Origin of the sequence: Pseudomonas sp. CAM1A, assembly GCF_047501685.1 — a bacterium.
Lineage (GTDB): Bacteria > Pseudomonadota > Gammaproteobacteria > Pseudomonadales > Pseudomonadaceae > Aquipseudomonas.
This window is the reverse complement of sequence record NZ_JBFNXP010000003.1, coordinates 737,702-760,836: the sequence shown is the minus strand read 5'-3', so window position 1 is coordinate 760,836 and position 23,135 is coordinate 737,702. Positions and strand designations below refer to the sequence as shown.

Below are 23,135 nucleotides of genomic sequence, written 5' to 3'. Positions count from 1 at the left end.
TGCAAGCCAGAAGCTGTAAGCGGCAAGCTCAAGCTGATCCGTGTCAATACGGCCATGCCTGGGCTTGCAGCTTGCAGCGTGTCGCTTACTGCTGGTTTTCCTGCTCGGTGAACAGGTCGCTGAACAGCATGCTCGACAGGTAGCGTTCACCCGAGTCCGGCAGGATCACCACGATGGTCTTGCCCTGCATCTCCGGCTTCTCGGCCAGGCGCACCGCCGCGGCCATCGCCGCGCCGCAAGAGATGCCGCAGAGGATGCCCTCCTCCTGCATCAGGCGGATGGCCATGGCCTTGGACTCTTCCTCGGTCACCGTCTCGACCTGATCGACGATCGACAGGTCGAGGTTCTTCGGCACAAAGCCGGCGCCGATGCCCTGGATCTTGTGCGGGGTGGGCTTGAGCTCCTCGCCGGCCAAGGTCTGGCTGATCAGCGGCGAGTTCACCGGCTCCACCGCCACCGACAGGATCGGCTTGCCCTGGGTGTGCTTGATGTAGCGCGACACCCCGGTGATGGTGCCCCCGGTGCCGACCCCGGCCACCAGCACGTCAACCGCGCCATCGGTGTCGTTCCAGATTTCCGGGCCGGTGGTCTTCTCGTGGATGGCCGGGTTGGCCGGGTTGTCGAACTGGCCCGGCAGGAAGTGCTGCGCAGGGTCGGAAGCGACAATCTCATTGGCCTTCTCGATGGCGCCCTTCATGCCCTTGGCCTTGTCGGTCAGCACCAGCTCGGCGCCCAACGCTTTGAGCACCTTGCGCCGCTCCAGGCTCATCGAGTCGGGCATGGTCAGCACCAGCTTGTAGCCACGGGCGGCGGCCACGAAGGCCAGGCCGATGCCGGTATTGCCCGAGGTCGGCTCGACGATGGTCATGCCTGGCTTGAGTTTACCGCTGTCCTCGGCGTCCCAGATCATGCTCGCGCCGATCCGGCACTTAACCGAGTAGCCAGGGTTGCGCCCCTCGGTCTTGGCCAGGATGGTCACCCCGCGCGGGGCGATGCGGTTGATCTGCACCAGCGGCGTGTTGCCGATGGAATGGGCGTTGTCGGCGTAGATACGGCTCATGGCGGCGGTCCTTGAACAGGAAAAAAGTGCAGGGAAAACCCTGAGGGTAAGCCTGCAATCGGTGAGCGTAAAGCCCGTTCGAACTCGACGAAACGGCCTGCGGTCAACCGCACATGCTCCCGTGGAGAAACCCGATGAAAGCGCGCTACCGCTGGCCACTGGTCGGCTTCGCCAGCCTGGTCGCACTGCTGGTGGCCCTGCACCTGGCCTTGCCTTACCTGGTGCGTGACTACCTGAACGACAAGCTGGCCGACATGGGCGACTACCGTGGCCAGGTCCGCGACGTCGACCTGGCGTGGTGGCGTGGCGCCTACCAGATCAACGGCCTGAAGATCGTCAAGGTCAGCGGCAAGGTGCCGGTGCCGCTGCTCGAAGCACCGCTGATCGACCTGTCGGTGAGCTGGCATTCGCTGTGGTACGACCGCGCCGTGGTGGCCGAAGTGACCTTCGTACGCCCCGAACTCAATTTCGTCGACGGCGGCAACAAACAGAACTCTCAGACCGGTCAGGGCACGGACTGGCGCCAGCAACTGGAAAAACTGCTGCCGATCACCCTGAACGACGTGCGCATCGAACAAGGCACCCTCACCTTCCGCAATTTCAACTCCAGACCGCCGGTGGACCTCAAGGCCACCCGGCTGGACGCAAGCATTCGCAACCTGACCAACGTGCGCGACGAAAAGGGCCGGCGCGACGCCAGCTTCGAAGGAACGGCGCTGCTGCTGGGCGATGCCAAGGTGGAAAGCCGCGCGACCTTCGACCCCTTCAGCGACTTCGACGACTTCCAGTTCCGCCTGCGCGCCACCGGCATCGAACTGCGCCGGCTCAACGACTTCGCCAGTGCCTACGGCAAGTTCGATTTCAATGCCGGGCATGGCGATGTGGTGATCGAGGCCGAGGCCGAGAACGGCCGGCTCAAGGGCTACATCAAGCCACTGTTGCGCGATGTCGATGTGTTCAATTGGCAGCAGGACGTGGAAGACCAGGACAAGGGCTTCTTGCGCTCGATCTGGGAAGCCATCGTGGGCGCCACCGAGACCGTGCTCAAGAATCAGCCTAAGAACCAGTTCGCCACCCGCGTAGAACTCAGCGGCAGCGTGCACCAGCAGGACATCAGCGCCTTCGAGGCGTTCCTGCAGATCCTGCGCAACGGCTTCATCCAGGCGTTCAACGCACGCTACGAGCAGCCTGCGCCCCAATCCGACTGAGCCTTGGGTGACGGACCATTCAGGGACTGAATACCCGGTCTGCGTTTCCACGCGTCGGGCGTGGCGTTATAGTCGTTGGCACATCAATAAACATGTATTGCCTGGGCCGGCCCTATCGCCGGCAAGCCGGCTCCCACAGGGAGCGGGTCTGCCCGCAATGACGCCAGCCAGCTACCCCAGAGGATCGGTTCATGAAGTTCGAAGGCACCCGCGACTACGTCGCCACAGATGACCTAAAGCTGGCGGTCAACGCGGCCATCACCCTGGAGCGCCCGTTGCTGGTCAAGGGCGAGCCGGGCACCGGCAAGACCATGCTCGCCGAACAACTGGCCGCCTCCTTCGGCGCACGCCTGATCACCTGGCACATCAAGTCGACCACCAAGGCCCACCAGGGCCTGTACGAATACGACGCGGTCAGCCGCCTGCGCGATTCGCAGCTGGGTGTGGACAAGGTCCACGATGTGCGCAACTACCTGAAGAAAGGCAAGCTGTGGGAAGCCTTCGAGGCTGACGAGCGGGTAATCCTGCTGATCGACGAGATCGACAAGGCCGACATCGAGTTCCCCAACGACCTGTTGCAGGAACTCGACAAGATGGAGTTCTACGTCTACGAAATCGACGAGACCATCAAGGCCAAGCAGCGCCCGATCATCATCATCACCTCCAACAACGAAAAGGAATTGCCTGACGCCTTCCTGCGCCGCTGCTTCTTCCACTACATCGCCTTCCCCGACCGCGCCACCCTGCAGCAGATCGTCGACGTGCACTACCCCAACATCAGCCAGTCGCTGGTCAGCGAGGCGCTGGACGTGTTCTTCGACGTGCGCAAGGTGCCGGGCCTGAAGAAAAAGCCCTCCACCTCCGAGCTGGTCGACTGGCTCAAGCTGCTGATGGCCGACAACATCGGCGAGGCGGTACTGCGCGAGCGCGACCCGACCAAGGCCATCCCACCGCTGGCCGGGGCGCTGGTGAAGAACGAACAGGACGTGACGCTGCTCGAGCGCCTGGCCTTCATGAGCCGGCGCGGCAACCGCTGACGGGAGCCGGGCCATGTTGCTCAACCTGTTCAATGAAATGCGCGCGGCCAAGGTGCCGGTGTCGGTGCGCGAGTTGCTCGACCTGCACCATGCCTTGCAAAAAGGTGTGGTGTTCGCCGACATGGACGCCTTCTACTACCTGGCCCGCGCCATCCTGGTGAAGGACGAACGGCACTTCGACAAGTTCGACCGTGCCTTTGCCGCCTACTTCAAGGGCCTGGACAACCTCGACCGGCATATCGAGGCGTTGATCCCCGACGAGTGGCTGCGCAAGGAGTTCGAGCGCTCGCTCACCGACGAGGAACGGGCGCAGATCCAGTCCCTGGGCGGGCTGGACAAGCTGATCGAGGAGTTCAAGAAGCGCCTCGAGGAGCAGAAGGAACGCCATGCCGGCGGCAACAAATGGATCGGCACCGGTGGCACCAGCCCGTTCGGCTCGGGCGGTTTCAACCCCGAGGGCATTCGCGTCGGCGAAGCCGGCAAGCGCCAGGGCAAGGCGGTGAAGGTCTGGGACCAGCGCGAGTACAAGAACCTCGACGACCAGGTCGAGCTGGGCACGCGCAACATCAAGCTGGCCCTGCGCCGGCTGCGCAAGTTCGCCCGCGAAGGCGCCGCCGAAGAACTGGACATCGACGGCACCATCGACCACACCGCCCGTGATGCGGGGCTGCTGAACATCCAGATGCGCCCCGAACGGCGCAACACGGTGAAGCTGCTGTTGCTGTTCGACATCGGCGGCTCGATGGATGCCCACGTCAAGGTCTGCGAGGAACTGTTCTCGGCCTGCAAGACCGAGTTCAAGCACCTGGAGTACTACTACTTCCACAACTTCGTCTACGAGTCGGTGTGGAAGAACAACCTGCGCCGCACCTCGGAGCGCTTCTCCACCTTCGACCTGCTGCACAAGTACGGCGACGACTACAAAGTGATCTTCGTCGGCGACGCAGCCATGGCACCCTACGAGATCACCCAGCCCGGCGGCAGCGTCGAGCACTGGAACGAAGAGGCCGGGTATGTGTGGATGCAGCGCTTCATGGAGAAGTTCAGGAAGATCATCTGGATCAACCCGTATCCGAAGCAGGCCTGGGACTATACAGCCTCGACCCATCTGGTGCGGGACCTGATCGAGGACAAGATGTATCCACTGACCTTGCAGGGGTTGGAGGACGGGATGCGTTACCTGTCCAAATAATCTATTGACCGAACGGGCCACATCGCGGGTCAAGCCCGCTCCCACGCCAGCCCTGCAAATGGGCGAGTGGCGTGGGAGCGGGCTTGCCCCGCGATAGGGCCGGTAGCTTCATCCCCAACGGCTTAGATAAGCCTGCTGCTCGCGCCACGCCTCATCCTGCACCACCGCCCTGAACCTTACCGTGGCTCCCGGCATGCACTGTGCCAATTGCGCCAGCGCCAACGGTGTCAGCGCCCCCAGCCGTGGATAACCGCCAATGGTCTGCCGGTCATTGAGCAGGACGATCGGCTGCCCGTCCGGCGGCACCTGCACAGCACCGAGCGGGATCCCTTCTGAGATCATCGGTGCGCCCTGATAGACCAGTTGCGGCCCGAGCAGGCGAATACCCATGCGGTCGGCACGGCTATCCAGCGCCCAGTCACGGTTGAACGCCTCGAACAGGCTGGTGCCGCTGAAATCGCCTATCTGCGCACCCATCACCAGGTCCAGCACAGGCTTGTCCGCATACACCGGCCGCAACGCTTCGGGCACGTGGGAGCGGCGGTTCGGCGCCCCGACTTGCCCCGCGATGGCTCCGGCAGCATGCAGCAGCCCCCCTTTCACCAACGCCCGGCCCTGGCCATCAACCCCGCCCAGCTCTTCCCGAACCACCGTGGCACAACTCCCCAGTACCGACTCGCCGACGAACCCGCCCGGCACCGCCAGATAAGCACGTACCCCTTGGCGAGGCTGACGCAGCGTCAGCTGCTGGCCCTTGCCGAGGTTGAAGCTGGTCCAGGACGCCACGGCCTGCCCGTCGACCTGCGCATCCAGGTCGGCCCCGGCCAACGCCAACATGCAATTTTCCTCGGCAACCACACTGAACCCGCCAAGCGCAATCTCCACCACGGCGCTATCCAGAGCATTGCCAAGCAGCCAGTTGGCCCAGCGCATCGCCACCCAATCCAGCGCGCCGCCCTGGGTCACCCCCAGATGCCGCACGCCGAAGCGCCCACCATCCTGCAATTGGCACAGCGCGGTGCTGGCCTCGATCCTCAACTGGCTCATGCCTGGGCCTCCAGCGGGCTGTCATCACCGCCCAGGTTGATGAACTCGGCGTGCCCGACCGCCACGAAACGTACCCGGTCGCCCGGTTGCAGCAGGCTGTAGCCGTCCCTTTCACGATCAAACAGGCGCACCGGCGTGCGGCCTATCAGGTTCCAGCCGCCCGGAGACACCGCCGGATACGCGGCGGTCTGGCGTTCGGCAATGCCGACACTGCCCGCTGCCACACGCTTGCGCGGGGTGCTCAGGCGCGGTGTGGCCAGGCGCTCGTCGACCAGCCCCATGAAGCCGAAACCCGGTGCGAACCCCAACGCGAACACCGGGTAATCACGGCCACAGTGCACGTCGATCACTTCGGCTTCGCTCAGCCCGCTTCGCGCAGCCAGCACCGGCAACTCGGGGCCGACGCTGGCGTGGTACCAGACCGGGATCTCGTGCCTGCGCCCGGCCATTCCGTCATCCGGCCGCAGGCCCTCCAGTGCGTGCAGGATGCGCCGGCGCGCCTCGTCCGGCGCCAGATCGAACTGCACCATCAGCGTGGTGTAGGACGGCACCAGGTCGATCAACTGTTGGCCAAAAACCTCCCGCAAGCGCTGGCTGGCGGCGAGGATCCACGGCATGTTGCCTTCATCGATGGCATCGAACAGCCGCACCATCAGGCTGTCGACGGCCACCACTTCGATACGTGGCGTCATGCTTGCTCCAGTGCATCCAAGGCCTGGCGGATCTGGCGTACCGCGGCCACGGAACCATCGTTGTCGCCATGTACGCACAGAGTGCTGGCGTTCAACCGCACCTCGCTGCCATCGTCGGCCACCAGGGCCTCGCCCTTGGCCAGGCGCAAGGCCTGCTCGACCACCAGCGCCGGGTCATGGTGCACCGCGTCCGGCAGACGCCGCGACATCAGGTGCCCGCTGGCGGTGTAGCCACGGTCGGCGAAGGCTTCGAACCACAACGGCACGCCGATCTCGTCGCCCAGGGCCTGGGCGGCGCTGTTGTCGGCAGTGGCCATGAGCATCAGCGGCAAGCCGCTGTCGAATGCCGCCACGGCCTCGAGCACGGTGCGCAGGATGGCCGGGTTGGCCATCATGTCGTTGTACAGCGCGCCATGGGGTTTGACGTAGGCCACCCGGCCGCCGAGTACCTTGCAGATGCCGTCCAGGGCGCCGATCTGGTAGTGCAGCAGGTCGCGGATCTCGTCGCTGCTGCAGGCCATGGAGCGGCGGCCGAAGCCTGCCAGGTCCGGGTAGGCCGGGTGCGCGCCGATGGCCACCCGGTGCTCCAGGGCCAGGGCCACGGTGCGGCGCATGGTGCCGGGGTCGCCGGCGTGGTAGCCGCAGGCGATGTTGGCGCAGTCGATGAACGGCATGACCTTGGCGTCCTGGCCCATGCGCCAGTTGCCGAAGCTCTCGCCCATGTCGCAATTGAGTAGCAGGCGTTTCACCTGGCGGACCTCCGTATCAATGTTCATGGTGCCTACCTTAGCGCGCCTGGAGCGCTTTGCCGCGGGTTTCCGGCAGGCTCAGCGCGGCCAGGATCACCACACCGTAGGACACCGCGGCGAAGGCGCCAATCCCCAGGCCCAACGGCACTTTCTCGCCGAGCAGGCCGATCAGCAGCGGGAACATGGCCGCGACAACCTTGCCGATGTTGTAGCAGAAGCCCTGCCCCGAGCCACGGATACGGGTGGGGAACAGCTCGGTGAGGAACGAACCCATGCCGCTGAAGATGCCCGAAGCGAAGAAGCCCAGCGGGAAGCCCAGCCACAGCATCACGTTGTCGCTGACCGGCAGCTGCGTGTAGAGCAGGACGATGACGAACGAGCCCACGGCGAACAGGATGAAGTTCTTCCGGCGCCCCAGCAGGTCGCAGAGGTAGGCACTGACCACATAGCCGATGTAGGAGCCGACGATGACCATCGCCAGGTAGCCGCCGGTGCCGAGCACGCTCAGGCCGCGCTCGTTCTTGAGGAAGGTCGGCAGCCACGAAGTGATGGCGTAGTAGCCGCCCAGGGCGCCGGTGGTCAGCAACGAGGCGCGGATCGTGGTCCACAGCATGCCGGGTGCGAAGATCTCGTAGAAGTGTGAGGGCGCCGCGACCGTCTCGACGGCCTTGGCCTCGCGGTAGACCTCCGGATCCTTGACCAGGCGCCGCACGAAGATCACGAAGATCGCCGGCAGCAGCCCGAGCAGGAACAGCGCGCGCCAGGCCTGCTCGGCCGGCAGCCAGGAGAACAGCAGCGCATAGAGGATGGCGGTCAGGCCCCAGCCGATGGCCCAGCCCGACTGCACCATGCCCACCGCCTTGCCGCGGTCCTGGGCACGGATCACCTCGCCGATCAGCACCGCGCCAGCGGTCCATTCGCCGCCGAAGCCGAAGCCCATCAGCGTGCGAGCAATCAGCAATTGCTCGTAGCTCTGGGCGAAGCCGCAGAGGAAGGTGAAGAAGGCGAACCACAGTACCGTCAACTGCAGGGTGCGCACCCGCCCGATGCGGTCGGAGAGGATGCCGGCAATCCAGCCACCCAGAGCTGAGGCGATCAGCGTGCTGGTATGGATCAACCCGGCTTCGGCGGTGCTGATGCCCCACACCATGATCAGCGTGGGGATGACGAAGCTCAGCATCTGGGTGTCCATGCCGTCCAGGCCGTAGCCGATCTTGCAGCTCCAGAAGGTGCGTCTTTGCTGGGAGTCGATGTCGCGGTACCAGGCGAAAGGGCCGCTCGAGGTTCGGGCGGGGGCCTGCTGCTGCACGCCGGTCGGGTTCATGGTTGCCTCGGCTTGTTGGTATTGTTCTATGGGCGACGTCGGGCGTCGCGGCCTGGGCTTCATGTTCAAAGGCCGCGCCGCCTGCGTCCAACGAGAAAAACCGCCGGTCTGGAACAAGAAAAACTGATCATGAACCTTCGTTTCCTCGAAACCTTCGTCTGGGTCGCCCGGCTCAGGAGCTTCCGCCTCACCGCCGAGAAGCTGTTCACCACCCAGGCCTCGGTGTCCAGCCGCATCGCCGCGCTGGAGGCCGACCTGGGCGTGAAACTGCTGCTGCGCGATTCGCGCGGGGTCAGCCTGACACCCGAGGGCGCCAAGGTGCTGGAATATGCCGAACGCATGCTCGACACCGCCAAGGCCATGAAGCAGTCGCTGGACAGCGACCGGGCCAAGACCGGGCGCATTCGCCTGGGGGTGATGGACACGGTCATCCATACCTGGATGAGTGCGCTGGTGGCAGAGCTGGGCGAGCGCTACCCCCAGGTGGAGATTGAGCTGGTGGCCGATACCGCGCTGAACCTGCGCGAGCAGTTGCAGAAAGGCTTTCTCGACGTGATTCTGCAGACCGACCTGCTGCGCGAGCAGTCGATCCGCAGCCACGACCTGGCGCGCTACCCGATGGGCTGGATCGTCGCGGCAGGCTCCCCGCACCACCGCACCTACGCCTCGCTGGCGGAGCTGGCCCGCGAACGCATCGTCACCTTCTCGAAAAATTCACGACCGCACCAGGAAGTGCTCAGCCTGTTGCAGGCAGCCGGGGCCGAGGCGCCACGCCTGAACTGCGTGAACTCGGTGGCGGCGATCACCCGCCTGCTGCGCGACGGTTTCGGCATTGGCGCGCTGCCACCGGCGCTGGTCGATGGCGAACTGAGCCGGGGCGAGCTGGTGTTGCTGGAAGGCTTGCAGCCACCACCGAGCCTGGAGCTGGTGGTGGCCTGGCAGACCGGCGTGGCGTTGGTGGACGAGATCGTCGACGTGTGCCGGCAAGTGCTGGGGCGCTATGCGCGGGACGTGGGCGGGCAGCGGATTGTGTTGGTCTGAAGGTCGCATTTACCAACGATCAGGGCAGCAACAGCATCACCGCCAGCTTTCCTTCACCACCTTGCGCCGCCCACCGAGGACCACCCAACCAATCACCAGCAACAGGCTCTCGACCACGAACGCCAGTACGAACCCGCTGCCGATCCCCCAGCCGATCGCCTCGGGCACCAGCAGGATCTGGTAGCTGTAGCCCTTGAGCGTCTCTTCGCGCAGCGTCGGCTCCGGCTGCACCAGCACATGCCAGGTGCGGCTCACCCACGAGCCTTGCAGGGCCTGCCATTCATGCTCCAGCGCCTGGTTGCGGATCAGCAGGCTTTCGATGCTGTTGGCATCGCTGTTGAACACCGGATCGTCGCTGCCGCGGTAATGCCGCACCAGCGCCTGCAGGTCACCGTTGAAGAAGCGCTGCGCGGTCTGGCGGAAGCCGTCCAGGGCCTGGCGCGATTCGAGCAGGTGCGCCTCGACGCGCTGGCTGTAGTCCTTGACCAGCCCCGGCACCTGGAGACCGGCCAGCAGGCCGAAGGTGAACAACAGCAAACGCAGGTAACTTCTGAACATGGAGCTTCCTTAGCTCTGGCCGTGGGCGACACACTCGCCGTGGCGCCACAAAGCCCATTGACCCGGCTCGTAGCGGTTCCAGGTCTCGTTCTCGGTCAGGGCCTCGGTGGCGATCACCGTGACCACGTCGTTGGGGGTGGTTTGCGTGTGGAAGTCGACGATCAGGTCGACATCCTTCAGCCGCGCCGCGCCGAACGGTGCGCGGCGGGTGATGTGCACCAGTTTGGTCGAGCAGAAGCAGAACAGCCAGTCGCCGTCGCTGAGCAGGCAGTTGAACACGCCCTTGCCGCGGTACTCGGCGCAGGCTTCGACCAGCACCGGCAGCAGCTGCTCGGCCTCCACCGGCTCGGGGAAGGCCTCGCGGATACGATTGAGCAGGTCGCAGAAGGCGGCCTCGCTGTCGGTATCGCCGATCGGCCGGTAGAACGTGCGCAGGCCGGCGAAGTCACCCAGCTGGCCGTTGTGCGCGAAGCACCAGTTGCGGCCCCACAGCTCGCGCACGAACGGGTGGGTGTTGGACAGGCAGACCTTGCCGACGTTGGCCTGGCGGATATGGCCGATGACCACTTCGCTCTTGATCGGGTAGCGCTGCACCAGGTTGGCCACTTCCGACTCGCTGCTCGCCGCCGGGTCCTGGAACAGGCGCAGGCCGCGCCCTTCGTAGAAACCGATGCCCCAGCCATCGCGGTGCGGGCCGGTGCGCCCGCCGCGCTGCATCAGGCCGGTGAAGCTGAAGACGATATCGGTGGGGACGTTGGCGCTCATGCCCAGCAGTTCGCACATGTTCGCGGCTCCTGGCTTACAGACGGGGTTCGACGCGGCCCTGGCCGGGACCGGAGCGGCGCACGGGGGCCGATGGCGGATCGTCGCGGTAGCGGTCGTGACGATTGGCGGCCAGGGACGCATCGGCCACGACCGCCTCCTCTTCCTTGGCCTGGCGCTGGGCGGCGGCCTCACGCTGGGCGCGGCGCTCGCGGGCGCGCTTTTCCAGCGGCCAGCGGATCAACACGAAGACGAAGTACAGGGCAAAGGCGATCATCCCGTACATGGCAAGGTCCGAGGCTGCGCGCCAGGCGTTGTTGCCGACCTTGAAGGCGAGGTCCAACGCGGTGATGGCGATGGCCGGGGCGAAGCTTTCCTTGACCGGGTCGACGATGGTCGGGGCGAACAGCAGCACGGCGATGATCACCCGCAGCGGCTCGCGCAGCCAGCGCCACATCCAGCCGGTCAGCTTGAAACCCACCAGCAGGCAGCCCAGGGCGGCTACGGCGTACAGGCCCCAGGCCAGCGTATAGTCGTGTTCGGTCATGGTGTTGGTGCAAGCCAGGCAAAGAGACGCCTATGATAAACACTTTTACCGGCGCAGGCTGCCCCCGCACCGCAAGGGACCTGCAGCGGCCCTTCGCGGGGCAAGCCCGCTCCCACGTCCAGACCTCGATCAGGCGTGGGAGCGGGCTTGCCCCGCGATGGGGTCCACAATCGATGAGATCACCCATGCCCCTGACCCTTCCCGCCCCTATCGCCCATCAAGCTGACGGCAACGATCCCTACGCCTGGCTGCAGGACCGCGACACCCCCGAGGTGCTGGCCTACCTGGCCGAGGAAAACGCCTACCAGGAAGCCTGCCTGGCCGGCCAGGCGCCGCTGCGTGAGCAACTGTTCGAAGAGATCAAGGGCCGCATCCTCGAGACCGACCTGTCGCTGCCCTCGCCCTGGGGCCCGTACCTCTACTACACCCGCACCACCGCTGGCGACGAGTACCCGCGCCACTACCGCTGCCCGCGCCCGGCCGACGACAGCAATACGGTCGATGAAAGCCGCGAGGAACTGCTGCTCGACCCCAACGCGCTGGCGAACGGCGGTTTCCTCTCGCTCGGTGCCTTCAGCATCAGCCCCGACCATCGGCTGCTGGCCTACAGCCTGGATACCAGCGGCGACGAGGTCTACACCCTGTACGTCAAGGACTTGGCCAGCGGCGTGCTGAGCGCCCTGCCCTTCGACGACTGCGACGGCAGCATGACCTGGGCCAACGACAGCCAGACGCTGTTCTTCGCCGAACTGGACGACACCCACCGCCCCTGGCGCCTGCGCCGCCACACCCTGGGCGAGGCCGACGCCACCACGGTGTTCGAGGAGCCCGACGGACGCTTCTTCCTGCACTGCTATCGCACCAGCTCCGAGCGCCATCTGGTGCTGCTGCTCAACAGCAAGACCACCAGCGAAGCCTGGGTACTCGATGCGGCCACGCCACAGGCCGACTTCGCCTGCCTGGCGCCACGTGTCGAAGGCCATGAGTACTTCCCCGATCATGGCCAGCTCGACGGTCAATGGCGCTGGTTCATCCGCAGCAACCAGGACGGTATCAACTTCGCCCTGTTCAATGCGTCGGCAGACAGCGTGCCGGCCCGCGCGCAATGGCAGGTGCTGGTGCCGCACCGCGACGACATCATGCTCGAAGGCGTCAGCCTCAATGCCTCGGCGCTGTCCCTGAGCCTGCGCGAAGGCGGCCTGCCGATCATCGAAGTGCGCCCGCAAGGCCTGCCGGCCTACCGCGTCGAACTGCCGGACGCCGCCTACAGCCTCTACGTGCAGGACAGCCTGGAGTTCGCCAGCACGCGTATCCGCCTGCGCTACGAAGCCCTCAACCGCCCGGCCCAGGTGCGTCAGCTGGAGCTGGCCACAGGCGCCCAGCAGGTGCTCAAGCAGACCCCGGTGCTGGGCGCGTTCGACGCCGACGACTACATCAGCCAGCGCCTGTGGGCGGTGGCCAAGGACGGCACCCGGGTACCGATCAGCCTGGTACGCCGTCGCGCCGACGAAGGCAAGACGGTGCCGCTCTACCTCTACGGCTATGGTGCCTACGGCGAGAGCCTCGACCCGTGGTTCTCCCATGCCCGCCTGAGCCTGCTGGAGCGTGGCGTGGCCTTCGCCATCGCCCATGTGCGCGGTGGCGGCGAGCTGGGTGAGGCCTGGTACCGGGCCGGCAAGCAGGAACACAAGCACAACAGCTTCGACGACTTCATCGCCTGCGCCGAACATCTGGTCGCCGAAGGCGTGACCAGCCGCGAACGCCTGGCCATCAGTGGCGGCAGTGCCGGCGGCCTGCTCATGGGCGCGGTGCTCAACCTGCGCCCCGAGCTGTTCCGTTGCGCCATCGCCGAAGTGCCGTTCGTCGATGTGCTCAACACCATGCTCGACCCCGAGCTGCCGCTGACCGTCACCGAGTACGACGAATGGGGCAACCCGCAAGAGCCCGAGGTGTATGAGCGGATCAAGGCCTACGCGCCGTACGAGAACGTCAAGGCCCAGGCCTATCCGGCGATGCTGGTGATCGCCGGCTACAACGACAGCCGAGTGCAGTACTGGGAGGCGGCCAAGTGGGTGGCGCGCCTGCGCACGCGCAAGACCGACGCCAACCTGCTGCTGCTCAAGACCGAGATGGGCGCCGGCCACGGCGGCATGAGCGGCCGCTACCAGGGGCTGCGCGACGTGGCGTTGGAGTATGCGTTCGTCTTCAATGAGCTGGGCGTGGCGTAAAACGCGATTTTCGTTGTCTCACAAGCGCCACGGCCACTGATTGTGCGAACGCGGCGCTTTCCAGACATGCGAAGAAGAACAACATATGCCCGACACCCAGCACCTCAACGCCGAAATCCGCGACATGCTCATGGATTGCGGTCTGTTCGATACCCTGCAGCCCAGCGATTTCGTCAGCGCCGCCGGCTATTTCAGCCTCACTGCGGTGAGCGAAGGCCAGACCCTTTTCAGCGAGGGCGACGCCGGCACCTTCATGTGCATCCTCCACCGTGGCGTGGTCTCGGTACGCAAGACCGACGGCAATGGCGCCCAGACAGAGATCGCTACCCTGCGCAAAGGCCGCGCATTCGGCGAGATGGCCGTGCTTGATGGCGAGCGCCGCTCGGCCACCTGCGTGGCCGCCAGCGACTGCCAACTGCTGACCCTGGGCAAGGACTCGCTGGAAAAGATGCTCAGCGACGCGCCGCGCATCGCCGCCCGCATCATTCGCGCCCTGGCCGTGGCGCTGTCACGGCGCCTGCGGATGCAGGATGGCCAGCGCTTGGCACAGCAGATCTAATCACGCTTGGGCGGTGGTTTCGGCGGGTCCTGACTCAACCCCGGCAACGGCTGGTCCTTCGGCGGCCCCGGCACCGGCATGGGCGGCAGCAGCGGCGCGCCGGGCCGATTGGCGCCGGCCTTGGGCGGCGTGCTCGGGGTGATCTGTGGGTAGGGTGTCGGCGTCGGCGTCCCCGGTGCCCCCGGGACGGTCGTGAGCGGCCGCTGCTGACCTGCAGCGTCGGCCAACGGCACTGCGCCAAGCAACAATGCGGCGAGGATCGCATGCAACATCTGCTGCCTCCTGTCAGAAACCTTCCTACAGGCTATGCCCAATGGCGCATTTTTGCCTGTCCGCCCGCCCGACTGGCGCGCTAGACTCAAGAACATAACCGTCATTGCCCTGATTAGAAAAAAGGTAACACCATGAGTTCCACCTCCGACGCCACCGCCCGCCTCGACCGTATCCTCGCCGACGCCAAGCGCGACAAGGAAATGGGCTACCGCGACAAGGCGCTGAAAATGTACCCGCATGTCTGCGGCCGCTGCACCCGCGAGTTCTCCGGCAAACGCCTTTCGGAACTGACCGTGCACCACCGCGACCACAACCACGACAACAACCCGCAGGACGGCTCCAACTGGGAGCTGCTGTGCCTGTACTGCCACGACAACGAGCACTCACGCTACACCGACCAGCAGTATTTCAGCGAAGGCTCGCTCAGCTCGCCGAAAACCGCCGTGGCCACCCACAACCCGTTCGCCGGGCTGGCCAGCCTGCTGAAAAAAGACTGACCGTCGATTGCTGCCCCCGCCGTGTCGGCAAGCCCGTATAATCGCGCTCTTTTTTTGCGAAGGGCCCCGACACGTGGCGAACAAACGGTACAGCTGCATCGGCCTGTTCAACCCCAAATCCGCCGAGAACGTCGGTTCGGTGATGCGCGCGGCCGGCTGCTATGGGGTCAATTCGGTGTTCTACACCGGCAAGCGCTATGAGCGCGCCCGTGATTTCGTCACCGATACCAAGCGCGTGCACTACGACATCCCGCTGATCGGCATCGACGACCTGCAGCGCATCATCCCCCTGGGTTGCACGCCGGTGGCGGTGGAGCTGGTGGACGGTGCGCGCCCCCTGCCCGAATACACCCACCCGGACCGGGCGATCTACATCTTCGGGCCGGAGGATGGCTCGCTGAGCGAAGACGTGCGCGGTTGGTGCGAAGAGACCATCTACATCCCGACCCAGGGCTGCATGAACCTGGCGGCGACGGTGAATGTGGTGCTGTATGACCGTATGGCCAAGGGGTTGAATACGCGGTCGGGGCCCAAGTTCAAGTAAGTCGACTCGCAGGCGTGACGAACGCCTGGGTAATTTCACTGAACGCAGTCATTAAGCATGGAGTCTGCTGGTTATCAACGACCAGAGGAGACTGCCCGATGCTCGATATCCATTCGCCCCACCACGAACACAACGTCCATGGCCTGGAGCGCGCCAGCTCACTGGCCGGCGGCGCGTTGATGATCAGCAAGGGGCTGCGCCACGGTGGCCTGCTGGGGATGTTGCAGGTTGCCGTCGGCGGCCTGGCGCTGGCCCGTGGCGTGAGCGGGCATTGCTCGACCAAGGCGTGGTGGTTGCGGCATCGCGCCGAATACCTGCGCCTGCATCGCGACATACAACGAGGAGCTGCCGAGCTCAAGGCGCTGCAGGCCAGCGCCGAGGCGGCGACCCGTACCGCGACGGTGACCGGCGGTTGAAAGCATCGCGGGGCAAGCCCGCTCCCACGTAGGCATATGGGTGCCAGAGCGTGGGAACGGGCTTGCCCCCGCGATAGATCCTGCGTCTAGCGCAATACCTTGCTTTGCAATACTTCGGACTGCCGCCCCAGGACGTTCTCGCTGATCTGCACGAACTCCTCGGTGCTGACGCTCGACAGGCGCATCAGCGCCCGGGCGACATCGTCCAACGAGCGCTTGTCGTGGTTGTGCAGGCGGATCTCGCGATCCAGCGCCTGCAACAGCAGCACGCCGCGGGCCACCTGGGCCGGGCTGGCCTTGGCACCCTTGAGGTGATTCACTTTGTCGCCAAGCTTGTGCAAGCGCGCCTGCAACGCCTCGTAACGGTCGTCGCTCATGCCGCCAGCACGCCGCAGCAGCTCGCTGGCGTAATAGTCGGCCAGGCTCTCGCCGAGCCAGTCGCTGCCATCGCGGTCGTTGATCTGGGCGAACAATTGCACCAGTTCGCGCAACACCGGGCTATTGCCGTTCTCGCTGATCAGCGGCCGACCACTGTGCAAGTACAAGGAATTGTTGCCTGGCAGCACACCACGCCACATTTCGTCGCGGGCACCGACCAGCAGCAACTTGGGCGGGTTGCGTGGAAACACCGCCTGCAACTGCGGCCAGACGAAGGTCAGCAGGGTCAAGGTGTCCATGCGGCGCATGCCCTGCCCTTGCGGCGCGGCCACGGTCACTTCGGTGTCGCCAAGGCGCGCACGGCGGCTGCCCAGGTTGCCGGCGAGCACCCAGCCGGTGGGGCGGTCGAACAGGCGCGACACGTCATCGATGCGGAATTTCTGCCGACCGATGCGCGGCCAGGCGGTTTCGACACTCTTCCAGCCGGCCGGCAGGTCGAAAGCCAGGCGCGACACCAGCTCGGTGCCGTCCTGCTGGTCGAGGCGCGCCGGCGGCACCAACTGATCGCCCCGGAACAGCGCCCAGTGCGCGGTCATGCGGGTTTCATGGACACCACCCTTCGGTTGCTGGTCGAGCAGCACGCGATAGCTGAGGCTGGTCTTGCCTGGTGCCGGGTGCCAGACACCGCGCCCGTTCTGCAGCTGCCACTGGCCATCAGCAAGGAAGTCGCTGTAGACGCCGGCCTTGCCCAGGTCGAAGTCCAGGCTGCGTACCACGCTGCCGTCGGCCAAGGTCAGGCGCACCTCGGCCTGGCCGCTCTGCGGCAACAGGCGAACCTGGTAATCCAGGTCGACTTTCCTGGCCAGCGCCTGAGTGCTGAGCAGCAGGCCAAGCACCATCAACAGCGGGCGACGCATAGCGAAACTCCTTGTAGCCGCGCGGCTCAACCCGCGCGAAAAATCAGGTGGTCTTCCCAGTCGTCTTCATCCACGTCGTTCTCGCTGAGCATCCGCCCGGACCGGGAAATGCGTTGCTCATGCACTTGTCCGCGATCGCCGCAGACCAGGTGGTGCCACGACGGCAAGTCCTGGCCTTCGCTGACCAGACGATAACCGCAGGTGGGCGGCAGCCACTTGAACTGGTCGGCCTTGCCCGGGGTCAGCTGGATGCAATCAGGCACGAAGCGGAAGCGATTGGGGTAGTCGCTGCACTGGCAGGTCTGCAGGTCGAGCAGCTTGCAGGCGATGCTCGTGTAGTAGACGCTGTTGTCCTCTTCGTCCTCGAGCTTCTGCAGGCAGCACAGGCCGCAGCCGTCGCACAGCGACTCCCACTCTTGCGCATCAAGCTGGTCGAGGGTCTTGCGCCGCCAGAAGGGCGCGGTATCGGTGATCATCACACGTGTTCCTGCAGTCAACATCAATCCGCGGCGCGCGGCGGCGCCAGTCTAGAGGCAGTCCGACGGCAACGCCAGACCGCTTGTCAGTGCTCGTCGGACGCAGTAGCGTGCGGTCTTTGTCCCAGTCCTTGCAGGAGCACCCCATGAGCGCCACCCCACGCATCGCCGACTACGCCATCAATGAGCAGTTCATCAATCGCTGGTCGCCCCGCGCCTTCACCAACGAGCCGATCAGCCAGGAAACCTTGCTGAGTTTCCTCGAGGCCGCGCGCTGGGCGCCGTCGGCCTACAATTCGCAGCCATGGCGCTTCCTCTATGCCCGCCGCGACACGCCGAGCTGGGAGCGCTACCTGGGCATCCTCAACGAGTTCAACCGCAGCTGGGCGCAGCATGCCTCGGCGCTGGTGCTGATCATTTCCAAGACCACCTTCGCCGCGCCAGGCTCCGATGAAGAGAAGCCGGCCCTGTGGCACACCTTCGACACCGGCTCGGCCTGGGGCCATCTGGCGTTGCAGGCCAGCATCAGCGGCTGGCACACCCACGGCATGGCCGGCTTCGATCAGGACCTGGCCCGGCGCGAACTGAAGATCCCCGAGGGCTACGCACTGCACGCGATGGTCGCAATCGGCAAGCTGGGCGACAAGGCGACTCTGGCCGAAGGCCTGCAGGCCCGTGAAGTGCCGAGCCCGCGCCGGCCGTTGAGCGAGCTGGCGGCCGAGGGTGAATTCAGCCTCTAAGGTTGTGATCGCCTCATCGCGGGGCAAGCCCGCTCCCACGCACGACAGTTGCCCGTGGGAGCGGGCTTGCCCCGCGATCAGGTCGCATCAGGCAAACCTCTTTCAGTAACCCCGCGCGAAATCCACCTCGCCCCGCAGTGCCTGTTCCGCCGCATACGCCCGCACATTCTCGACGAACAACCGCACCATCGCCGCCGGCGAGGTCGGCGCCGAGCTGTGCCCGGTCAGCAGCAGCCCCCAGGCAGTCCAGAACGGGTGGCGCTGGGGCAGCGGCTCCTGACGGCAGACATCGATCACCGCGCCAGCCAGATGGCCCTGCTTGAGCGCCTCGACCAGGTCGGCATCGACCACCGCCACGCCTCGCCCGGCATTGATGAACAAGGCACTGGAGCGGAAGCACTTGAACAGCGCCGCATCGTACAGGTCATGGGTGGCCGGTGTGTCGGGCAACAGGTTGAGCACGTAGTCGGCCTCGCCGACCAGGCGCGGCAACTGGTCGAGCCCAGCCACCTCGACGAACGGCGCCTGCTCACGGGCACTGCTTGCAACCCCGTACAAGATGACACCAAAGGGCTCGAGGAACTCGGCGACTTGCTGGCCGATATCACCGGTACCGACGATCAGCACCCGCCGCCCTTCCAGGGTCCGCCCCGGGCGATCATCCCAGCGCCGCTCGACCTGGCTGACCAGGCGCGACAGCACATCGCGCTCATGGCCAAGCATGTAGGTGAGCATGTATTCGGCCATCACCTGGCCAAAGATCCCCACCGCCCGGGTCAGGCGGTAGTCGCGCGGCAGGCCGTCGGCGAGCAACGGCGTGATGCCGGCCCAGGTCGATTGCATCCACAGGGGCTTGTGGCCCTGACGCAACAGGCTGGCCAGCAGGTCGGGCTGGCCCAGCCATACCGGGCAGTCGGGGGCCAGACGGGCCAGTTCGGCGGAATCGCCACTGGTCAGGACCTCCAGGTCCGGCGCCACCTCGCCCAACAGGCGGGCATAGTTGGCATGATCCTGTTCAGCGATCAGAACGCGCATGTGACACACAACCTTGGCAAACAACGGAAGCGGCCCGCCAGGCGGGCCGCAGACAGAGAGGAGACCGCGCCCGGATCAGGCCGGGTCGTTGCGGCGCAGCAGTTCTTCGGGCAGGTGCTCGATGTAGTCGTCGTCCGGCGGCGGCATCTGCAAGTGGTAGCCCTGGTTGTCGAGGTTCTCCAGCACCTTGGCGATGTCCTCGCGGGCCAGCTTGCGCTCGGGGCTGAGCACCAGGTCGAAGGCATGCACGGGCGTGCCGAAGAAAGGCAGCAGCCCCTCGGGCACACGCTCCAGGCCCTCGGCCTTGAGCACATACAGGTACATTTCGTTCTTGCGGGGGCTCTTGTAGATCGAGCAGATACGTTTCATCGGCAATCTCCGGCACCGGCCAGGTCGTCCAGCAGGGCCTGGCCCATGCGCTCGCGACGCCAGCCGCGCAGCGAGTCGGGCAGTTGGTAGGGACCATCGGGGTAGCCGCTCTTGAGCAGCGCTTCGAGGGCTTTCTTGCGCAGCATCAGTTCCGGGGCGATGCCCAGCCGCTCGCCTTCGGCTTGGCCAATGGCGCGCAGGCGCTTGAGGATACCGGAAGCTTCGATCGGCAGCGGCTCGGGCAGCGGCGCGGGCCATTGCTCCTGCGGCAGGCTGGCGGCGCGCTTGATCAACTGGATCAGCGTCTCGCCGTCCTGGCGGATGGTGCGCGGGTGCATTTCGTCGATTTTCGCCAGCGCCGACGGGCTGTCCGGCTGGCTCTTGGCCATGGGCCACAACGAATGTTCCTTGAGGATGCGATTGCGCGGCACATCGCGGCTGCGGGCCTCACGCTCACGCCAGGCGCACAGCTCGCGGAGCACGGCCAATTGCTGGCGGCCGAGCTTCCAGGCCAGCTTGACGTCGCGGTAGAGAGTCTCGGGCTCGACTTCACGGCGCAGCGCGGCAACCAGCTCGGCACCGTCCTCGAGCACCCAGGCGTACTTGTCGTCCGACAGCCGCGGGCGCAGGGCGGTAAACAGCTCGGCCAGGTGCACGGCGTCTTCGGCGGCGTAGCTGACCTGGGTTTCCGAGAGCGGGCGCTGCAGCCAATCGGAGCGGGTCTCACCCTTGGGCAGCTCGAGCCCCAGCACGTCCTGCACCAGACGCGAATAGCCCATGGAGAAACCGATGTTCAGGTAGCCGGCGGCCAGTTGGGTGTCGAACAGTGGCTGTGGCAGCTTGCCGGTCAGGCGCAGCAGGACCTCCAGATCTTCGCTGCAGGCGTGCAGCACCTTGACCACGCCATTGTCTTCGAGCAGCTCGGCCAGCGGCTGCCAGTCGCGAATCAGCAAAGGGTCGATGAGGAAGGCACGTTTGCCGTCACCGATCTGGATCAACCCGGCTTTCGGATAGAAGGTGTCGACCCGCATGAATTCGGTGTCGAGGGCCACAAAGGGCAACTCACGCCAGCTTCGGCAGTGCTGGGCCAGGGTCTGGTCGTCAAGGATCCAGTGAATTTCGATGGCCACGAGGCTCTCCCACTAACATTGGCGCGCAGTATATACGGCGCGGGCGCAATGGGTGAAACCTCGCAAGCCACGCCATCCTTGGTGCTGATCGTCGGTACGCTCAGCGATCGGCCGCCAGCCAAGGTCGGCAGCCGGCAAACAGGTCCAGCGAACGCTGGTAGACCTCGGTGCGTACCTGCAACAGGCCGAGCATCGAGTGGAACAGGTTGTCCTGCGACAGCGGCGCATCGCGCAGCTTGCCCAGGCATTCGGTGTCCACACCGAAGTCCTCGCGGTAGCTGTCGGAGAACCAGGCCAGCAGCGGCACGTGCTTCTGCTGCTCCGGGGCGATCATGTACGGCGTGCCATGCAGGAACAGGTTGTACTCGCCCAGCGACTCGCCATGATCTGAAAGATAGATCATCGCGGTGTCGACCTTGTCCTGCCTGCTGCGCAAGGTATCGATCAAGGTCGCCAGCACCTTGTCGGTGTAGGCCAGGGTGTTGTCGTAGCCGTTGAGGATTTCCTGCTGGCTGCACTGGTTCAGGGCGTTGCTGCGGCACACCGGGGTGAAGGGTTCGCTGCCGGCCGGGTAGCGCTTGAAGTATTCCGGGCCATGGCTGCCCATCTGATGCAGCACCAGCACGGTGTCCTGGTCGAGGTTGTCGAGCAACTCGGCCAGGCCCTGCAGCAGGATCTCGTCATGGCACTCGCCGCTGGCGCACAGGCTCGGGTCCTGCAGGTTGCTCACGTCGATAAATTGCACCCGGTCGCAGGTGCCCTTGCAGCCGGACTGGTTGTCGCGCCACTGCACCGCCAGCCCCGCGCGCTGGAGGATGTCGAGCAGCCCTTCGCGGTTCTTCGCCACGCGGGCATCGTAATCCTTGCGCGGCATGCCGGAAAACATGCAGGGCACCGACACGGCGGTCTCGGTGCCGCAGGAGTGGACGTCGGTAAAGCTCAGCAGGCCCTGCTCCTTGCTCAATTGCGGGTTGGTGTCGCGGGCATAGCCGAGCAGGCCGAAGTTTTCCGCCCGGGCACTTTCGCCGACCACCAGCACGGTCAGCGACTTGCGCTGGTGCTGCTGCCAGGCCGCATCGCGACGGGCATCCTCGCCATAGCGCTGGAAGGGCCGGGTGGCCGTGCCCACTTGCTCGCTGACATAACCGATAGAGGCCCCCACAATGTTGCTCGGCGTAAGCATCAGGCGCAGTTCATGGTGGTTGCGAAACAACGACGCCAAGCCCTGGTAGTTGACCAGCGCCACCGAGCCCAGGGCCGCGACGCAGGCCCCGCTGACCACCAGCTTGCCCAGCAGTTCGCGGTGCCAAGGGCGATAGGCGATCCTGGCCTTCCACACCAGCAGCGAGGGCAGCACACCCAGCAGCAGGATATAGGCGGCGAACTTCAGCGAAAGCAAGTCGCGTACTTCCGCAACATTGGTTTCGGCGACATTGCGGAACATGCCGGCGTCAATAAGTACGCCATATTGATTCATGAAGTAAGCGACACTTGCGCCGCTGATGAACAACACAATCAATACCGGTTTCAATACATAACGAAACGCCAGCAAGGTGAGGAAGAGATTGAAGGCAAACAGCATCAGCACGGCGAACGCCAGGCTCAACCATAGCCCCACCATGCCCGGCGGCACGATGGACTCCAGGTGCTCCCAAAGCAAGGTATTGAAGCCGATCAACAGGTACAGGCTGGCCAGCAACGTGACCCATTCGGTGCGCAGGGATTTGAGTTTCAGCATGGCGTTCGCAACAAGAGTTCATCAGCGGCCAACACGCCCGGACGGGCAGGTTGGAAAGTTGGCCGAACTCTAGAAAGCCTAGCATCAATTTTTTGTGAAAAAGACGCCAACAATTGGTGGGCCGGCGTCTTTCATGAATTAAACAACTTTCATTCAGCTGCCATTCAGCCAGGCAGACGAAGTTTGGCGTACGGCTCGCGGTCGATGTCCAGGACTTCCACGCACAGCTGGATGTCCAGCCCAGGCCGGGCCGGGATCGCCTCGCGCAGCACCTCGAGCAGGCTGTTCGACAACTGCTGCTTCACCTGTGGCGTGCGCCCGCTGAGGATCGCCAGGCGCACATGGGCGAAGGCCCGCTCGCCCGGTGCGGTGCCCACCCGGTACTGGGCAAAGGCCTGGGCGCGGCTCTTGATGTCCAGTTCTTCGGCGAACTGGCCACTGCCGACCAGGGCGTGGTTCAGGCGCAACAGCAGCACATCGACATTGAGGTCGCGCAGGTTGTCGCTGTATTCCAGGTTCAGGTGAGGCATGGCGCAGGTTCCGTTCACGCAGGGGGATGCGACAGCCTAACCCAGTCCCGCAATACGGCAAAGGCGACTATCCTCTTGGTTCAGGCTC

26 protein-coding genes are annotated in these 23,135 nt (G+C 65.1%); 10 read left to right on the top strand and 16 right to left on the bottom strand.

The window, feature by feature from the left end; translation table 11 throughout:
- Positions 1-85: 85 nt before the first annotated feature.
- Positions 86-1,060 carry a cysteine synthase A gene (gene cysK, locus ABZO33_RS11995; RefSeq protein ID WP_094010040.1) on the bottom strand — a complete coding sequence of 325 codons (975 nt, stop codon included), beginning with the start codon at positions 1,058-1,060 and terminating at the stop codon, positions 86-88.
- A 134-nt stretch (positions 1,061-1,194) separates the two neighbouring features.
- Between cysK and ABZO33_RS11990 the strand changes: the two genes are divergently transcribed.
- From ABZO33_RS11990 to ABZO33_RS11980, 3 genes are all read left to right on the top strand, one after another.
- Positions 1,195-2,268 carry a DUF748 domain-containing protein gene (locus ABZO33_RS11990; protein WP_414536190.1) on the top strand — a complete coding sequence of 358 codons (1,074 nt, stop codon included), beginning with the start codon at positions 1,195-1,197 and terminating at the stop codon, positions 2,266-2,268.
- A gap of 191 nt (positions 2,269-2,459) precedes the next feature.
- The gene (locus ABZO33_RS11985) at positions 2,460-3,305 is read left to right on the top strand and encodes an AAA family ATPase (protein ID WP_023629931.1); all 846 of its coding nucleotides are present in this window, start codon (positions 2,460-2,462) and stop codon (positions 3,303-3,305) included.
- 13 nt (positions 3,306-3,318) lie between these two features.
- Positions 3,319-4,497 (top strand): vWA domain-containing protein, encoded by a 1,179-nt coding sequence (locus ABZO33_RS11980; protein ID WP_414536189.1) that lies wholly within the window; start codon positions 3,319-3,321, stop codon positions 4,495-4,497.
- Positions 4,498-4,605: 108 nt separating this feature from the next.
- Here the strand turns inward: ABZO33_RS11980 and ABZO33_RS11975 are convergent, their stop codons facing one another.
- The 4 genes from ABZO33_RS11975 to ABZO33_RS11960 are packed head-to-tail and all read right to left on the bottom strand — an operon-like array spanning position 4,606 to position 8,309.
- Positions 4,606-5,544, bottom strand: coding sequence for a biotin-dependent carboxyltransferase family protein (locus ABZO33_RS11975; protein ID WP_414536188.1), 939 nt, complete (start codon positions 5,542-5,544; stop codon positions 4,606-4,608).
- The gene (gene pxpB, locus ABZO33_RS11970; RefSeq protein WP_414536187.1) at positions 5,541-6,236 is read right to left on the bottom strand and encodes a 5-oxoprolinase subunit PxpB; all 696 of its coding nucleotides are present in this window, start codon (positions 6,234-6,236) and stop codon (positions 5,541-5,543) included. The genes ABZO33_RS11975 and pxpB overlap by 4 nt, the downstream gene beginning before the upstream one ends.
- The gene (locus ABZO33_RS11965; RefSeq protein ID WP_414536186.1) at positions 6,233-7,012 is read right to left on the bottom strand and encodes a 5-oxoprolinase subunit PxpA; all 780 of its coding nucleotides are present in this window, start codon (positions 7,010-7,012) and stop codon (positions 6,233-6,235) included. The genes pxpB and ABZO33_RS11965 overlap by 4 nt, the downstream gene beginning before the upstream one ends.
- Before the next feature lie 10 nt (positions 7,013-7,022).
- Positions 7,023-8,309, bottom strand: coding sequence for an MFS transporter (locus ABZO33_RS11960; protein WP_414536185.1), 1,287 nt, complete (start codon positions 8,307-8,309; stop codon positions 7,023-7,025).
- Between the two features lie 129 nt (positions 8,310-8,438).
- Here ABZO33_RS11960 and ABZO33_RS11955 point away from each other — a divergent pair, with 129 nt between their 5' ends.
- Positions 8,439-9,350, top strand: coding sequence for a LysR family transcriptional regulator (locus ABZO33_RS11955; protein ID WP_414536184.1), 912 nt, complete (start codon positions 8,439-8,441; stop codon positions 9,348-9,350).
- 36 nt (positions 9,351-9,386) lie between these two features.
- Here ABZO33_RS11955 and ABZO33_RS11950 read toward each other — a convergent pair whose 3' ends face one another.
- Genes ABZO33_RS11950 through ABZO33_RS11940 form a run of 3 tightly spaced genes read right to left on the bottom strand, consistent with a single transcriptional unit; the run spans position 9,387 to position 11,217 of the window.
- Complete coding sequence (locus ABZO33_RS11950; protein ID WP_414536183.1) at positions 9,387-9,908, bottom strand: DUF2937 family protein; 522 nt, start codon at positions 9,906-9,908, stop codon at positions 9,387-9,389.
- Positions 9,909-9,917: 9 nt separating this feature from the next.
- Positions 9,918-10,691, bottom strand: a complete 774-nt coding sequence (locus tag ABZO33_RS11945; protein ID WP_414536182.1) for a class II glutamine amidotransferase — start codon at positions 10,689-10,691, stop codon at positions 9,918-9,920.
- A gap of 16 nt (positions 10,692-10,707) precedes the next feature.
- Positions 10,708-11,217: an MFS transporter gene (locus ABZO33_RS11940; RefSeq protein ID WP_414536181.1), complete on the bottom strand. Its 510-nt coding sequence runs from the start codon at positions 11,215-11,217 to the stop codon at positions 10,708-10,710.
- Positions 11,218-11,402: 185 nt separating this feature from the next.
- Between ABZO33_RS11940 and ABZO33_RS11935 the strand changes: the two genes are divergently transcribed.
- Both ABZO33_RS11935 and ABZO33_RS11930 read left to right on the top strand, forming a co-directional pair.
- Positions 11,403-13,445, top strand: a complete 2,043-nt coding sequence (locus ABZO33_RS11935) for a S9 family peptidase (RefSeq protein ID WP_414536180.1) — start codon at positions 11,403-11,405, stop codon at positions 13,443-13,445.
- An 85-nt stretch (positions 13,446-13,530) separates the two neighbouring features.
- On the top strand, positions 13,531-14,004 hold the full coding sequence (locus ABZO33_RS11930; protein ID WP_414536179.1) for a cyclic nucleotide-binding domain-containing protein: 474 nt from the start codon (positions 13,531-13,533) through the stop codon (positions 14,002-14,004).
- Here the strand turns inward: ABZO33_RS11930 and ABZO33_RS11925 are convergent.
- The gene (locus ABZO33_RS11925; RefSeq protein ID WP_046856680.1) at positions 14,001-14,276 is read right to left on the bottom strand and encodes a hypothetical protein; all 276 of its coding nucleotides are present in this window, start codon (positions 14,274-14,276) and stop codon (positions 14,001-14,003) included. The genes ABZO33_RS11930 and ABZO33_RS11925 overlap by 4 nt on opposite strands.
- 132 nt (positions 14,277-14,408) lie before the next feature.
- Between ABZO33_RS11925 and ABZO33_RS11920 the strand changes: the two genes are divergently transcribed.
- From ABZO33_RS11920 to ABZO33_RS11910, 3 genes are all read left to right on the top strand, one after another.
- Positions 14,409-14,774, top strand: coding sequence for a YajD family HNH nuclease (locus ABZO33_RS11920; RefSeq protein ID WP_414536178.1), 366 nt, complete (start codon positions 14,409-14,411; stop codon positions 14,772-14,774).
- 73 nt (positions 14,775-14,847) lie between these two features.
- The gene (locus ABZO33_RS11915; RefSeq protein WP_046856681.1) at positions 14,848-15,318 is read left to right on the top strand and encodes an RNA methyltransferase; all 471 of its coding nucleotides are present in this window, start codon (positions 14,848-14,850) and stop codon (positions 15,316-15,318) included.
- Between the two features lie 98 nt (positions 15,319-15,416).
- Positions 15,417-15,734, top strand: a complete 318-nt coding sequence (locus ABZO33_RS11910; protein ID WP_414536177.1) for a DUF2892 domain-containing protein — start codon at positions 15,417-15,419, stop codon at positions 15,732-15,734.
- Between the two features lie 86 nt (positions 15,735-15,820).
- On the opposite strand, the gene ABZO33_RS11905 is transcribed toward ABZO33_RS11910, so the two are convergent.
- Positions 15,821-17,029 (bottom strand): hypothetical protein, encoded by a 1,209-nt coding sequence (locus ABZO33_RS11905; protein WP_414536176.1) that lies wholly within the window; start codon positions 17,027-17,029, stop codon positions 15,821-15,823.
- Positions 17,030-17,055: 26 nt separating this feature from the next.
- On the bottom strand, positions 17,056-17,505 hold the full coding sequence (locus tag ABZO33_RS11900; RefSeq protein WP_414536175.1) for a YcgN family cysteine cluster protein: 450 nt from the start codon (positions 17,503-17,505) through the stop codon (positions 17,056-17,058).
- A gap of 146 nt (positions 17,506-17,651) precedes the next feature.
- Here ABZO33_RS11900 and ABZO33_RS11895 point away from each other — a divergent pair, with 146 nt between their 5' ends.
- Positions 17,652-18,245 (top strand): nitroreductase family protein, encoded by a 594-nt coding sequence (locus tag ABZO33_RS11895; RefSeq protein WP_414536174.1) that lies wholly within the window; start codon positions 17,652-17,654, stop codon positions 18,243-18,245.
- Between the two features lie 102 nt (positions 18,246-18,347).
- Here ABZO33_RS11895 and ABZO33_RS11890 read toward each other — a convergent pair whose 3' ends face one another.
- The 5 genes from ABZO33_RS11890 to ABZO33_RS11870 form a co-directional block, all read right to left on the bottom strand.
- Positions 18,348-19,280 (bottom strand): D-2-hydroxyacid dehydrogenase, encoded by a 933-nt coding sequence (locus tag ABZO33_RS11890; protein ID WP_414536173.1) that lies wholly within the window; start codon positions 19,278-19,280, stop codon positions 18,348-18,350.
- A 75-nt stretch (positions 19,281-19,355) separates the two neighbouring features.
- A complete protein-coding gene (locus tag ABZO33_RS11885; RefSeq protein ID WP_217868695.1) occupies positions 19,356-19,649 on the bottom strand; it encodes a YcgL domain-containing protein in 294 nt (97 codons plus the stop codon).
- Complete coding sequence (gene rnd / locus ABZO33_RS11880) at positions 19,646-20,779, bottom strand: ribonuclease D (protein ID WP_414536172.1); 1,134 nt, start codon at positions 20,777-20,779, stop codon at positions 19,646-19,648. Before rnd ends, ABZO33_RS11885 begins: the two co-directional genes overlap by 4 nt.
- A gap of 100 nt (positions 20,780-20,879) precedes the next feature.
- Complete coding sequence (locus tag ABZO33_RS11875) at positions 20,880-22,517, bottom strand: phosphoethanolamine transferase (RefSeq protein ID WP_414536171.1); 1,638 nt, start codon at positions 22,515-22,517, stop codon at positions 20,880-20,882.
- A gap of 164 nt (positions 22,518-22,681) precedes the next feature.
- A complete protein-coding gene (locus ABZO33_RS11870; protein WP_414536170.1) occupies positions 22,682-23,047 on the bottom strand; it encodes a 5-carboxymethyl-2-hydroxymuconate Delta-isomerase in 366 nt (121 codons plus the stop codon).
- Positions 23,048-23,135: the final 88 nt, after the last annotated feature.